This window comes from Methylobacterium mesophilicum, from assembly GCF_036441335.1.
Lineage (GTDB): Bacteria > Pseudomonadota > Alphaproteobacteria > Rhizobiales > Beijerinckiaceae > Methylobacterium > Methylobacterium mesophilicum_B.
Genome location: NZ_MLBW01000005.1, coordinates 169,481 through 183,668 on the forward strand (window position 1 = coordinate 169,481; position 14,188 = coordinate 183,668).

8 protein-coding genes are annotated in these 14,188 nt (G+C 69.1%); 6 read left to right on the forward strand and 2 right to left on the reverse strand.

Features of this window, described 5'->3' with window-relative positions:
* Positions 1-123: 123 nt before the first annotated feature.
* The 3 genes from MMR14E_RS03855 to MMR14E_RS03865 all read left to right on the forward strand — a co-directional run bounded on the left by MMR14E_RS03855 (position 124) and on the right by MMR14E_RS03865 (position 5,819).
* The gene (locus tag MMR14E_RS03855; RefSeq protein WP_331312887.1) at positions 124-2,004 is read left to right on the forward strand and encodes a lysozyme; all 1,881 of its coding nucleotides are present in this window, start codon (positions 124-126) and stop codon (positions 2,002-2,004) included.
* 414 nt (positions 2,005-2,418) lie between these two features.
* Complete coding sequence (locus MMR14E_RS03860; RefSeq protein WP_331312888.1) at positions 2,419-4,524, forward strand: exopolysaccharide transport family protein; 2,106 nt, start codon at positions 2,419-2,421, stop codon at positions 4,522-4,524.
* Complete coding sequence (locus MMR14E_RS03865; RefSeq protein WP_331312889.1) at positions 4,521-5,819, forward strand: VpsF family polysaccharide biosynthesis protein; 1,299 nt, start codon at positions 4,521-4,523, stop codon at positions 5,817-5,819. The genes MMR14E_RS03860 and MMR14E_RS03865 overlap by 4 nt, the downstream gene beginning before the upstream one ends.
* Before the next feature lie 34 nt (positions 5,820-5,853).
* Here MMR14E_RS03865 and MMR14E_RS03870 read toward each other — a convergent pair whose 3' ends face one another.
* The gene (locus MMR14E_RS03870; RefSeq protein WP_331312890.1) at positions 5,854-7,098 is read right to left on the reverse strand and encodes a cellulase family glycosylhydrolase; all 1,245 of its coding nucleotides are present in this window, start codon (positions 7,096-7,098) and stop codon (positions 5,854-5,856) included.
* A complete protein-coding gene (locus MMR14E_RS03875) occupies positions 7,092-8,726 on the reverse strand; it encodes a caspase family protein (RefSeq protein ID WP_419539297.1) in 1,635 nt (544 codons plus the stop codon). The genes MMR14E_RS03870 and MMR14E_RS03875 overlap by 7 nt, the downstream gene beginning before the upstream one ends.
* 304 nt (positions 8,727-9,030) lie before the next feature.
* Between MMR14E_RS03875 and MMR14E_RS03880 the strand changes: the two genes are divergently transcribed.
* From MMR14E_RS03880 to MMR14E_RS03890, 3 genes are all read left to right on the forward strand, one after another.
* Entirely contained in the window at positions 9,031-9,744 is a 714-nt protein-coding gene (locus tag MMR14E_RS03880; protein ID WP_331312891.1) for an SDR family NAD(P)-dependent oxidoreductase, read from the forward strand.
* Between the two features lie 1,403 nt (positions 9,745-11,147).
* On the forward strand, positions 11,148-12,293 hold the full coding sequence (locus MMR14E_RS03885) for a hypothetical protein (protein ID WP_331312892.1): 1,146 nt from the start codon (positions 11,148-11,150) through the stop codon (positions 12,291-12,293).
* Positions 12,294-13,186: 893 nt separating this feature from the next.
* Positions 13,187-14,137, forward strand: coding sequence for a hypothetical protein (locus tag MMR14E_RS03890; protein WP_331312893.1), 951 nt, complete (start codon positions 13,187-13,189; stop codon positions 14,135-14,137).
* Positions 14,138-14,188 lie beyond the last annotated feature (51 nt).

Consider the following 14,188-nt stretch of genomic DNA (forward strand, 5'->3'; position numbering starts at 1 on the left):
GGCTCGTGAACGTTCCCCGCGGCTGTAACTCCTTCGACGCATCCGCCGTCCAGAAGCGGACAGGCAGAGAACCCTCCTTAGCAGCCGCCCGCTCGGTCAACCCGATCGCGTTTGAGCTCGACCATGGCCGACGACATCCAGATCCGCTTCGGCGGCGATGCGGGCGGCATCCGCGCGGCCGCCGATCAGGCCAAGGGCACGATCCAGGGCTTCGCCACGGCGGCCCGCGGCCAGAACGCGACCGCGCGCCAGAGCTACGACGAGCTGAAGGCCGCCATCGACGCGGCCAACGCGGCGCTGCGGCAGATCCAGGCCAGTGCGGAGAACACGTCCGCGCTCGCCACGCAGGCCCGCGCCGTGGCGGTGCTGGTCACCGCCTACGAGGGTCTGCGCGCGGCCGACGAAGCCGTGTCCGGCGCGACTGGCCGGACCTACGCGGCAGTCGGCACCGCCATCGCGGCCACCGCGACGGCGGCTCGGTCCGGCGCCACCGCGCTGGTGGAGTACGCCTTCAACGCGCTCTCAGCCTCGCGCGCCCTCGACGTCACGGCCCTGTCCACCCAGGGGCTGACCGGCGCGATCGAGCGGCAGCGCAGCGCGTTCCAGGAATGGCGGCGCGGCTCGCAGATCTACGGCTCCGGCCTGCTCGAGGTCGAGGGCCGCACCATCGCGGCCGCCGGCAACATGGACCGGCTCCAGGCCGCCGCGCAAGCGCGCGGCTTCGAGAACGCCACCCGGATGCTCCAGGCGTTCACGCTGGAGCTGACCAAGGTCCCGGGCATGACCGACCAGGGCGCGGCCTCGATCGAGGCCATGCTCGCCTCGGTCCCGAGCTACACCGGCTCGGCCAACGCCTCGATCGTCTCGCTGATCGCCATGATGGCCTCGTCCGAGGACGAGGCGAAGCAGATGGCCTCCGCGCTGACCGGGGCGCTGCGCGACCCCGCCGCCGCGGGCGGGCCGTATCTCACGGCGCTTGGCGGCGTCTCGCGCGAGCTGCGCGCGCAGTTCGACCTCGCCCGCCAGAACGGCAACGCCAACCAGATGCAGGCCGCCATCCTGTCCGCCCTGGTCGAGCGCGCCCGCGCCTACGGCAACGAGATGACCCGGTCGCTGCAGGAGCAGCTGAAGAGCTATGCGGCCTTGGGCCCGCTCGCCGGCCTGTTCGCCTCGCGCCTGCGCGGGCAGGTCGACGAGGCGAACCGGGTCACCGAGGCGCTGGAGAAGCAGCTCGAGACGATCGAGCGCCGCAACGCCACCCTGGCGCGGACCCCGCTCAACGCGGAGCAACTCACCGACGCCACCGCGGGCCTGCTCGGCAACACCGCGCAGGCCGGGATCGATCAGGCGACCGGCCGGATCGACCTGCTGCGCCAGCGTCTCCAGGGCGCGACCGGCGACGCCGCTGCGCTGATCCGCAAGTTCGAGGGGTTCAGCAGCGCGGCCTACCGCGACAACGACGGCCGCTTCCGCGTCGGCTTCGGCTCGGACACGACCACCGGCGCCGACGGCCGCGTCAGCCCGGTGACCGCCGATACCGTCACGACGCGCGAGGATGCCGAGCGCGATCTCGCCCGCCGCCTCGTGGCGTTCCAGACCGAGGCGGCCGCGCAGGTGGGCGCGGCCTGGCAGGGCCTGTCCGACCGGGCGAAGGCCTCGCTCACCTCCGTGGCCTACAATTACGGCTCGCTGCCGCGGGACGTGGCGGCGGCGGCGCGCGGCGGCGACGAGGGTGCGCTCGCCGCCGCGATCCGCGGGCGCTCGGGCGACACCCGCGCCCGGGCCACCGCCAGGATCTCGCTGCGGCCCTCCGGATCGGCGATCGCCTGCCACAGGCCGATCAGCTCGCTGAGCTCGGCCAGCGGGCGCGGTGCCGGGGCTCCGAAGAAGGCGGCGATCGGGACGCCGGTCGCGGCCGCGATCCGGCGCAGGCGGGCGCTGGCGCCGCGCCGGCCGACCCGGTCCTCAACGCTGATCGCTTCCATGGCAGAGCACCCGATATAAAGTAGAGGCCGCAGCCTGGAGCGATTGTTACGTCTCGTGAGGACCAATACAATTTATCCGATCGGACAATAGAGCAGCCTGAAGGCGTTATCCACGCCAATGACAGTCGGCATCCGTCGAGGCCGGGCTCGGCGAGGCGCGCGGGACATCCGGACGGGCCCTCGGCCGGTCTCCGCGATGCGGCGACGCGTCCGCGCCGCGCGCCGCCGACATGCTGTAGCAACACCGGAACCGCGATGACGGCGGTGCGTGCGGCCGCGCGCAGCGCGGAGATCATTTACCACGCTCCCAGTCATCCGGGCCGCCGCGGCGCGGATCGCGGTCCCGATACATTGTCAGCAGGCTGCGCGACTCTTGCAGTTAGAGAGGGCACCCGCGAGGGACCGACCAGGATTGAGACGACGGTGACCGATCGTGGCACAGATCGACCATAACATCGCTGTCGCGACGTGGCTCGGCCCCGTGCAGCCGGCGCATCCCGAGCGTCCGGGCCCGAACCGACCCGACACCTCCGCCGAGCTGGGCGACCTGTGGCGGATCCTGTGGCGGCGCAAGCGGCTGGTCCTCGGGACGGCGCTGCTGCTCGGCCTGCTCGCCCTCGCCTACGCGCTGATCACGCCCTCCCTCTACACCGCCACGGCGCAGATCCTGATCGACCCCCGCGACCGCCAGGTCGTCTCGAACGACGTCAACCCCGCCGGGCTGTCGCCGGACGGCGGCATCGCCCAGGTCGAGAGCCAGGTGAAGGTGATCGAGTCGGACGCCGTGCTGGGGCGGGCGGTCGATCAGGTCGGGCTCGCGACAACGCCGGGCTTCGGCACGCCGCGGGACGGCGTCGTCACGCGAGCCCTCGGCGAGCTCCGCGCGCTGGTGGCCGGGCCGAGAGCGGAGCGGCCAGTCGACGCCCGCGGCCGGGCGCTGGACCAGTTGCGGCGGCGGCTCGCGGTCAAGCGCGCCGACAAGGTCTTCGTCATCGATCTTGTGGTCACCACGACGGATCCCGACCTCTCGGCGCGGATCGTCAACGCCATCGCGAGCGCCTACCTGACGGACCAGACCGACGCCCGCTCGGACGCCGCCAAGCGCGCCGCGGGCGAGCTGCGCGGCCGCCTCGACGAGCTGCGCAGCGCGGTCAACGCCGCCGACAAGAAGCTCGAGGATTACAAGGCGCGCAACGGCCTGATCGCGTCGAGCGGCCGGCTGGTGAACGAGCAGCAGCTCACCGACCTGAACGCGCGGCTGGTCGCCGCGCGGGCGCGGACCGCCGACGCCAAGGCGCGGCTTCAGGGGATCCGGGAGGCGCGCGGGCAGGCGATCGGGTCCGGGGCGATGCCGGAGGCGGTCCAGTCCTCGGTGATCGAGCGCCTGCGCGGGCAGTACGCGGAGCTCGCCGCCAAGGAGGCGGACCTGCGCACCAATCTCGGCGAGCGCCACCCGTTCATCGCCGCGGTGCGCGCCCAGATGCAGGACGTCCGCCGGCTGATCGACGCCGAGCTGAACCGCATCGCGGGCGCCGCCGAGACCGAGGCCCAGCGCGCCCAGGCCAACGAGCGGACCCTCGCGGCGGAGCTGGAGCGCCTGCAGCGGCAGTCGGCGGTGAACGCCCAGTCGTCGGTGCAGCAGCGCGAGCTCGAGCGCGAGGTCGACGCGGCGCGCTCGGTCTACAACGCCTTCCTGGTGCGCGCCCGGGAGATCAAGGAGCAGACCAGCATCGACAGCTCGAACGCCCGGATCATCACCGCGGCGCGACCGCCGCAGGATCCGAGCTGGCCGCCGCGGCTGATCCTGGTCGCCGCCGCCCTCGCGGGCGGCCTCGGCCTCGGCGCCGGCCTCGCGCTGACGCGGGAATACCTCGCGCCGACCGTGCTCTCGCCGCGGCAGCTGGAGCGGCTGTCACACGCCCCGGTCGTGGCCGTGCTGCCCGGCCTGCGGCCGCGGGGCGCGAGCGCGACCGCCGCGAGCGTCACCCTCGACCACTTGGCCGCGACCTCCGGCACCCGCGGCCACGCGCTGGCGCTGCTCGTCACCTCGGGCGAATCCGACGAGGCGGAGCGGCAGGCGGTGATCGGGCTGCTCGCCGCGGTGGCCGTCGCGCGGGGCGACCGGGTCCTGCGCGTCGACGCCGACCTTCGGGCGGACGGCTCCGGCGCCGGCGGCCTGCTCGACGTGCTCCGGGGCGAGCAGAGCCTCAACGCGGTGACCCGGACGGACCCGGCCTCCGGCGCCCGTCGGATCGGGCTCGGCGACACCGAGAAGCCCCTGCGCGACGCTCTGACGCCCGCCAATGTCGAGCGCTTCATCGCCGGCGTGAAGGGACGCTTCGACCTCGTGCTCGTCGACGGCGGCGTGCTGACCGAGAACCTGCGCCTCGGGCCCCTGGCGGCCGCCGCCGACCGGCTGCTGCTCGTCGCCTGCAACGGTGCGACGCGCCAGCGCGACCTGATCGATCTCGTCGACACGTCGGAGGCGCTGGGCCGGCCGATCTCGGGCTCCCTGCTCCTCACCCGGCGCGAGGCGTGAGGACCGTCCGGCAGACCGGCTTCGCGCGCCGCCACGATCCGGCGGCGCGCACGGGTCCGGTGCTGCGCGCCCTGCTGCGGGCGGAATCGATGGCGCTGTCGGTCTGGGCCCTGCTCCTCGTCGGGGTCTCGGGCGGCCTCCTGTGGGTGCTGGGCCTCAATTACGAGGGGATCACCGGCTCGGCCGCCTCGAAGATCCACCCTGCCACCTACCTGGCGGTCGTCCTGATCGGCTGGACCCTGGTGCGCGCGGGCAATCCGGTGATCCCGGTGGCCGGAGCGCTCAACCGGCGGCCGGCCAGCGTGCTCCTGGCCGCCTGCGGCGTGCTGCTCCTCGCGCTGATCGTGGCCCGGGGCGGTGCCGGCCTAGCCGGCTCCATCGACACCTTCGTGCTCGCCGGGCTCGTCCCGATCCTCCTGATGGACCGGGACGCCGCAACGCTCGGGCGGCTGGAGACGATCTTCCACCTCGTTATGCTCGCCAACGCCCTGCTCGGCCTGTTCGAGCTCGCGAGCGGCCAGCGCTTCTTCCCCTACCGGTTCGACGGCGTGGCGTTCGAGTCCGACACCCGCTCGGCGGCGCTCCAGGGCCACCCGCTGGCCAACGCGACCATGACGGCGTGCTACATCCTGGCGCTGGCCAAGGGCGGCGGCCGCCTGGCGCCGATGCCGCGCGCCGCCATGATCGTCCTCCAGCTCGTCGCCCTGGTCACGTTCGGGGGCCGCTCGGCCACGGTCACGACGCTGATCCTCGGCGGCGCCGTCGGGCTCGTGGGCCTGAACCGCACCCTGCGCACCGGCCGCGTCCCGCTGGCGGCGGCGGCCTGCGCGTGCTTCGCCCTGACCCTGCTGCCCGTGCTGGTCGCCGTCCTCGCCGCGGCCGGGTTCTTCGACACGCTGCTGGACCGGTTCGTCTCGGACGGCGGCAGCGCGCAGGCCCGGGTCGACATGCTCACGGTGTTCGACGCGATCCCGTTCCGGCAGCTCCTGCTCGCCCCCGACTTCCTGCAGGTGAACACGCTGCGGCGGATCTACGGCCTGGAATGGGGCATCGAGAACTCGATCATCTCGGCCGTGCTCTACCACGGCATCCTGGTCACGGCGGTGCTGGTAATCGCGGTGGGGCTCTACCTCGCGGAGATCGCGCGGGATTGCCGGCGGGGCGTCTGGCTGCCGATCCTGGCCTTCGTGATCCTCGTGAACACGTTCGAGGGCCTCGCCGGCAAGACGACCCTGCTCGCCAAGTTCGCCCTGATGCTCATCGTCCTGTTCCCGCCTCTGCCGCGCCGCGGCTGAGAGCGGGCGGGCGAGGGCCCGATCGTCGGCGCTCTCACGGCCGAGTCCGCAGCCCGAGCGCCGCGATCAGGGCAGGATCGGCGACGTGCGCGTCGTCCATGAGGCCGAGGCCGTCGAACAGGTTCCAGAACGACCACGCGAACCCGTTCGCCTCGGCCGCGAGCCGCACGTCCCGGATGTAGGCGGCCCGGTCCGGCGCCCGGGACGCCGTGAACCGGGCATCGGTGCGCAGGGCCCCGAACTCGCCCATGAGCACCTGCCCCCGCGGGATCCCGCAGAGGTCCGCCCAGGTCGCCACCGGCGCCATCGCGTCGGCGACGTAGGCCGGACCGGGCGCGGCCTCGAAATATTCGTGCAGCTTCGCCTCGATCACCGCGCGGTCGCGCGCCTTCTCGGCTTGCGGCACCGTGCGATCGGCCTCCATGCGCGCCCGCACCGCCGCCAGGGTCTCGCGCAGTGTGCCGCGGCTCCCGGGCCAGGGCACGGCGGTGAGCCAGCGGTAGAACGGCTCCTCGGTGAGCCAGGTCGCCCCCTGGTGGGAGAACAGGTACGGCTCGTAGAAGTGGAACGTGTAGAGAAGCGGCGCGAACCGCGCGAGCGCGGCCGGATCCAGAGCCGTCAGGCCGGCGACGAGGCTGCCGCAGGAACCGGTCGCCACGAGGGTGAGCGCCGGCGCGGCCGCTCGGGCCGCCGCCAGGAGCCCGTCCTGCACCCGGTTCCAGGCGCCCGCACCGCAGGCCTGCGGCGGCTCGTTGACCGGCTCCAGGGCCACGCGGTCCGTGCCCTTCCGCGCGCACAGGCGCGCGAGGTCACCGACGAGATCGCGAGAGGCGGCGAGGAGCGGCGCCCGGTCCGAGCCGTAGAACGCGTCCGGCGTGTAATGGTGGGTCGCGGCGTTCGCCTGGACATTGACCAGGACGCGCAGACCGGCGGCCAGCGCCGCGTCGACGGCCGCCGACAGCGTACCGAGGAGTTCGGCGCGCCGCGACCCCGTGAAGGCCACGAACGGCCCAGGATCGAGGGGCAGCCGCACGAAGTCGAAGCCGAACCCGGCGATCCGGATGAGGTCGTCGCGGGTCGGCACCGGCCGGTCGGCCTGGAAGGGCGGCCACGCGTAGTCGGTCCGCGGGGGCGGGTACTCGGTGGTCAGCGAGAACCAGGGCCAGAGGGCGATACCCCGACGCAGGGCGATCGGCGCGGGACTGCCCTGGACGGGTCGGACGCCCGCACCTGCCGCGAACGCGCCGGCGAGCACCGACCGCCGGCTGGGGCCTACCATCGGGGATCGGCCGTGGTGCTGACCGGCGCGCCCGCGGTGTCACGCCCCGCGCCGTCCGCGGCCGGCGGGTAGCCGCCGACACGGCGCAGCGCGTCCTCGTAGGCGGCCAGCACGGCGTNCGAGACCCTGGCGCGGCTCGGCGCCTTCGGGTTCCGGGACCCGCCCCYGGCCGCGGCGGGGGCCTGGATCACCGTATTCTGCCGGTTGAGCTGCTCGATGACGGTCGTGTTGTGGATGTTCTGGAAGAGCAGGTTGTTCGGCGGCGGCGCCACGTAGGCCGGCGCGGACACGTAGGCCGGCACCGGTACGACCGGCGGGGCCGGCAGGACGTAGAGCCCGTACACGGGCGGCGGGGGCGCCAGCGCGACGAGATAGGCCGGCGGCGGCGGGAGGAACACGAGGGCCGGCGTGGGCGGCGGCGGAAGCGCGAAGACCGGGTCGTCGAGGAACAGCACCGGCCGATCGACGTACACGACCTCGTCCGGCGGGGGAGGGGGCACGTCGTAGGCGAGCGTCACGTAGCGCGGCGGCGGTTCCAGCGCGGCGGCGAGCGAGGCGAGGCGGCGGCGCGCGTCCCAGGCGTGCGGTCCGCGCGGATAGCGGGCGAGATAGGACCAGTAGGCGTCCGGCGTGCCGACGAGCCACGTGCGCCGCCAGACCAGCGCCTCGCGCCGGGCGGCGATGAGGGCGCGCACGCGCCGGGCCAGGAGGTCCGAGGGGTAATCGGCCACGAATTCCTGGTAGCGGGCGAGGTCGTCGCGCTCCAGGCAGACGGCGTAGGCGTCCTGAGCGCCGAGGTCGCGCAGCGGCCGCTCGCGGAGCGCGGCGACCCGCTCCCGACCGAGGGGAGGGGCGTCGGCGGCGCGGTCGAAGAAGACGAAGGTCGAGCCCGCGCGGTCGGCATCCCACGGCACCTCGGCGCCCCTCGTGGCGGCGTCGACGCGCAGGCGCACGCGGTCGAACAGCGGGCCCGGCCGGAGGCCGCCCTCGCGGATCATCTCGACCAGGGCCTGGGCGTAGGCGCCGTAGGGTCCCTTCTCGACCGGCCCGACGGTCCCCGGCGCGGCGTTGAAGGCGATCAGGCTGCCCGGCTCGGCCTCCGTGAGGGCGAGGCCGCCCGCCAGCGGCTTGTCCGGCACGGTGAACGGCGCGCGCCGCGCCCCGTCGAGCACGAAGAACCGCGCCTTCAGCGGCAGGGCCGCGAGACTCCTGGTGTAGTCGGAGATCCGCAGCGCGCGCAGGGCGACATCGGCGGCGCTCGCCACGCGCAGGTCGACCGGCGCGAAGTAGTTCTCACCCTCGAGCTGCAGGCCGTAGCCGGCGAGATAGACGAAGGCGACGGCGTCGGGCCCGGCGGCCGCGGCCTTGTCGACGAAGTCGCGCAGCGATCTGCGCAGGGCATCCTCGTCGAGGTCGCGGGCGCCAATGACGTCGAAGCCCGCCGCCTGCAGGGTCTGGGCGACGAGCCCGGCATCGTTGGCGGCCGTGGCGAGCGGGCCGGCCTGATAGGCCCCGTTGCCGACGACGAGCGCGATGCGCGTCTCCGCGGCCCGGGCGGGGTTGGCGAGCCACGCCGCGGCGAGGATCAGCGCGGCGAGGCGGCGGCGGAGGGCGGAGGGCAGGCGCATCGCGGAATCCCGTCGGAGGCGATGTATCCGCCGGACGTGGGATGCCGTCCGGCGGGGCGGTCGTGGTGCGGGTGCATCAACGCGCCCGAATGCGGCAGCGGAACGGCCCGGTCAGGGCACGAGACCGATCCGGGTGGTCACGATCGTGTGCCAGCCCGACGGCGTGAGCCCCCGCCAGGCCGCCCCCGGGCCCTTCTCCCGAGCGCGGCATAACCGCCGGGTGAGCGTTCGCGGATCTTGCGCGCGGCGGCCGGGATCCGTTGAGTGGGACGTCCGGGGAGCCACCCCGCTCGCGGTGTGCCGAATGAGCAGTGCAGTCGTCTTCGGAGCCTCGGGCGGCATCGGTCAGGCGCTCGTCGCGGCCCTGGCGGAGGCCGGGACCTACACGCACATCGTCGCGCTCTCGCGCGCGCCGGCGTCCCAGCCCGAAGCTGTGCAGTCCCTGACCGTCGACATCACGGACGAGGCTTCGATCGCGGCGGCGGCCGAGGCGGTCGGCGCGGCGGGACCGGTCGGGCTGGTCCTGGTCGCCAGCGGGCTGCTGCACGGGCCGGGCATCGCGCCGGAGAAGGCGATCCGCGCGCTCGATCCGGCCGCGATGAACGCGGTGTTTGCCGTCAACACCATCGGGCCCGCCCTCGTGGCCAAGCACTTCATCCCCTTGATGCCGCGCGCCGGGCACGGCGTCTTCGCCGCGCTCTCGGCCCGCGTCGGATCGATCGGCGACAATCGCCTGGGCGGATGGTACGCCTACAGAGCCTCGAAGGCGGCGCTGAACCAGATCCTCCGGACGCTCGCCGTCGAGACGGCGCGCACCCATCCGGGGCTGATCGTCGTCGGCCTCCATCCCGGGACCGTGCGGACGGCCCTGTCCCGGCCGTTCCGCCCCGATGCCGACACACCCGGCGTCTTCGCGCCGGCCGAGTCCGCGGCTCGCCTGCTGCGCGTGGTGTCCGGGCTGCGGGCTGAACATTCCGGTCACACCCTGGCCTGGGATGGCCAGCTGATCCCACCGTAACGCGGGTCCCGATCCGGCATCCGGGCCGGCACGACCGGTGGCCTGACGGGGCCTGGTGCGGAAGCGCACCCGGCGGGCCGAACGGCGCCGCTGCGACGCGCGATCCGGCCCGCGGACGGTTGTCCAGGGCTCGCCCGGTGCCCAGATCACCTGCGCGGGGTCGCGATGGCGTCGCGATCTCGCAGCCCTCCTCGAGGGCGTTTCCTCCCAAGACTTCGGGCCGTTCCGCGAGGACGGCCTTTTTTCTGCCCGCAGACCGACGACAGTGCCGCCGCTCCCCGGTCGGCGTGCCGATGTGACGGCGACGCCGCACGGCACGGGCGGAACCGCGACGCTTGGCCGGAGCCGTTCCCACGGACCGGGCGCGGCCGGCCGTGGGCCGCGCCAGTCAGGCCGCCGTCCTCCGACTCGATCAGCCCGCGCAGGGCCATCATCTCGTCCGTCATCGGGGGTCTCTCGGATACGAGGTTGGTGCTCGCGATCCGACCCTGCCCGGCAACCGCCGATGACCGCCCCGCGCGAGATACACCACCGCCCGGGACACGAGCTCTGTGAGGCGCTCTGAGTCCGCTGGTTCGCCGAGGCGCCGCCGCCGTCGAAGAGTCGCCAACCGGCGTGCAGCGCGAGATCGTCGACCCTGCCTCTCGCAGGCGCCGCAGCGAGAGCGGCGCCCTCGGCCAGATCGCCTTCGTCGTTCCCGGCGGCTCTGACGGCATCGACGCGATCCGAGGCATCCGCTGCGGCGAGGACGATCGCCTCCGTGGCGAAGGCCGAGCTGGCCGACGCCGCAATCGCGTTCTGCAGAACCGCGTCATCCGGCTGTCTGTCGGGGAAGTAGGAGACTGGGCGAGGCCGGCTGAGACCAGCGCGACGGCGTCCGGCAGGTGCTGCGCAGGATGCCGGCTTCCATGGCGCCGCGCGGCTGGCACGGTGGCGCGCTCGGCCTGCGGACGTCTCGCGCGGCCGCTCTGGCACCGTCCGCATCGGGCGCAAGCCCGAAACGCTCATCTCGAACGCTGCGCCACAGATACGAGAAGGCGTCGACGCCGTGAGCCCGGTGAGACATGAAACAAACCGAAGAACTTAAGCCTACAAATTTGGAGCTGGACTACGATTTGCGACGCATTCAGCGATGATCCCAGGTCGGGATCGAGCCTTGCACCGGCAACGCTCAACATGCGCACGATCCGCGCGTTCCAAATTCTAAATAATATGTATCTGCGTGAGATGACCTTTCATCTTCCGGAAGAATAATTATTTAGATACATCTTCGTGAATTGCGATCAATACAAGCAAAAGATCCGAAACTCTGGGCATAAAATCCCAAAATGACATAAAATCTTCATATAATTTCTTTACCGTTATTTTCGTCAGGCAGCCTATAAAATCTTGAGGCTTACGACATGACCGAAATTAGAATATACAGATCGCTTCTTGCGCTATCCGGTCTCGCATTCAGCGCATCCTTTGCTCTCGCCGACACGGACACTGGTGGTTTCGCATCCGCCACTGGCTCCTCCTCCAGTGCTGTGACGGTGACGTCAGTCGACGAACTTGATCGTGCCATCTCCAATGGCAGCCATCATATCGTCATCAGCGGCCATATTTACGGCGGATCGAGCTTGAAGACAATAACCTTGCAAGATAAGAGTTGGGATAACACGACAATCGAGGGCGAGAACGGCGGAAAGGCCGAGCTGGAGAATATTCAAATCAAAATTTCCGGAGAAAAACTCGATTCCGATAAAAGTATAAGCAACATTGTTATCAAAAACATCACGTTTCACGGCAAAATTGCAGATCTTCAGGCCCTGCCGAAACAGGTCCAGGGCACGGACAATAAGGCGGGCGTGAATTATCTGGGCGTCTCTCTCCGACGCGTGAAGAACGTATGGATCGATCACTGCACATTCTACGATACAAGCGACGATTTGTTCAGTATCGGTCTTGCATCTGATAATGTCACGGTTTCTTACAACCGCTTCTATTTCACGGACCAATGGGTGAGTATGAGCCCGGATCCAGTCTGGAACTGGGTTGGCAATGACACCGACCTCGCCGGTGAGCGGCTCGCCATGGTGGTCGGGATCAACAAGGACGACTCTTACACCTATGGTGGCAAGAAGCTTCACGTCACATTGCATCACAACTGGCTTGGCCCGAACCTCCGCGGTCGGCCTTTGCTGCGCGGCTGGGTCCACGTGTATAATAATTACTTTGACAACAGCAAAGCCCCCGATAGCTACAACAAGGGCACGGACGGGAAATCATACCCGACTGCGCAGTACAACGCTCTGCAAATCGGTAGCGGCTCCAACGTTGTCTCGGAATCGAATTATTTTGATAAAACCAACAACAGCAATCAGCTCGGGCTCGATTCCGATAATGACAGCTATACGTTTCTCGAACGGAATAACACATATAATCAAACGACGGGGAAATCCCTGACCGGCACGAATTTTACCGACGCGCCTGTAAAATATACTTACAAATTGGACTCTGCGTCCACTCTCCCGGACAACCTGAAAAACGCCACAGGTCCGCGCTGAAACGCGGGGCGATTACTGGCTGGTTTTCACGATGCGCAGCCCAGCCCAGACTGCCAACGCAGTGACGCGGCATGCCTATCACCCAGGGCATGCCGGCCCCGATCTGGATCACCACGAATCCGGTTTGTCTCGGGTTATCGCGAAGCGTGCTGGAGTGCCCTTGGCTGAGAGGGGCACCGATTCGGCGTGAGAAGCCCGTCGGAACAAGAACTTGGATCCCTGTTCGAGCTCGTCGTGATTGGCCACGGCTCCGAGAAACATAGGCAGCCTCTGCGCCGATCTCTGCGATCAACGTCGACACCGGCAGGCGATGAACGAGGACCGGTGTCTTAACGAACACGCTCCGGCCAACTGCGCAGGATCGGCAGATCCGAGGCTGCATCGATCACGTCTGTTATCTCGGGCTTGAGAGCGACTGGATACCTCGCCGCGCACGCGTGAACGCACCGGGCGCGTTGAGCATCAGAACCTGCGCCCAGTGTGCGCCTCGACGAAGTCGTAGGACAGTACAGGGTGGCGCCGTCCCGGCGTGAGCGGCATGCAGGCGCTATCCCATCTCTGTCCGTCCCTGACCGACGCTCGGTGCGTCGCTGTTCAATGTATGCCCTATGCGGCGTCCGATGACGTCCAGGGCGCCCCTAGCGGCGTGTCAGCACATTGAACTGGTCGGTTTCGCCGAGGGGCCGGCTTGTGTCGCTTCCCTCACATCAGTCCCTTGTTGCGCCAGCTCCGTCATGTGATCGCTAAGGTTTTTCTGCTATGTTTTACGTGCGCGCAAAGGATAGATCGGAAGTTTTTGCTTCAACTTGAGGTAAAATATCGAGAGATATAACAATTATGTCCTGTCTTTGCGCGCAATCTATACATTATAGCAACACAGAGAGGACATTGTCATGACTTTCTTATCAACAACTCGGAGTCTTCGTGCGATTTCGGCCGGGATCCTGTGTGCGATCGTTGGATTGGCAGGACCGGCTGCGGCCAACGATCAGACTCAGGCCACATATGAAACCGAGAGTTTCCAGTCAACTTATACGGCCGGAGGCACGACTTATAATATTGAGGGACGCAGGCCGAAGACAAGCGGTAATTACCCGGTTTACGTGCATATCGGTGGAACCGGTGAGCCCTATCAAAGTCTCTGGGCCCTTGCGGCGATCGAGGCTGCGGCCGAGAGAGGCATGGTCGCTGCCTCGGTGCAGTACGCGAACGGCCTGTTCGGAAACTGCTCCGTGATCTCGGAGAAAGCCAAAGCCATCTTCGACAGTTCCAACGCCAACAGTGCGATCAAGCAGCTCTGCTCCTCGACCCGCGCAGATTGCTCGAAAGGCGTCGTTACAGGGGGGCTGAGCCAAGGCTCGATCATCTCCGTCCTCTCGCATGACTACGACAGCCGTGTTCGCGCCTCCTTTGGGCAGGGCACCGGCTCGACCTACACACAGTACTACGATCTGAGTTCCTGTATCGCCGATGGTAAGCACACACAGAGTGGAAGCAACTTGCGCATCATCAACGGTGAGCACGACGGGTTCGTCGGCGGGAGTCTGGCCGTCGCGGCGTCCCAAGCGGCACTGGTTACGGGCTTGTCGTGCAGCAGCGGCAGCCAATCCTGCTTCCGAACGAATGGGAGCGGATGGTATGTGGTCAAGGACTCAGAGGTTCAGGACGGTTATGCCGATCATTGCTTCATGGGCTATGGCGGATTGCCTTATACTCAGTGCATGGGTCTCTACGTCGACAGCCATTATGCGTCCGGGAGAACCGGATGGGAGCTTAACCCCACGATGGACTGGCTTGCAGGCTTCGTGGGTCAGCAAAGCTCGACATTGACGGCATCGAAGTAAGATCGAATTTTGAAATGATCCGTACTGCGGATTTTCGAGGATCGGATTTTC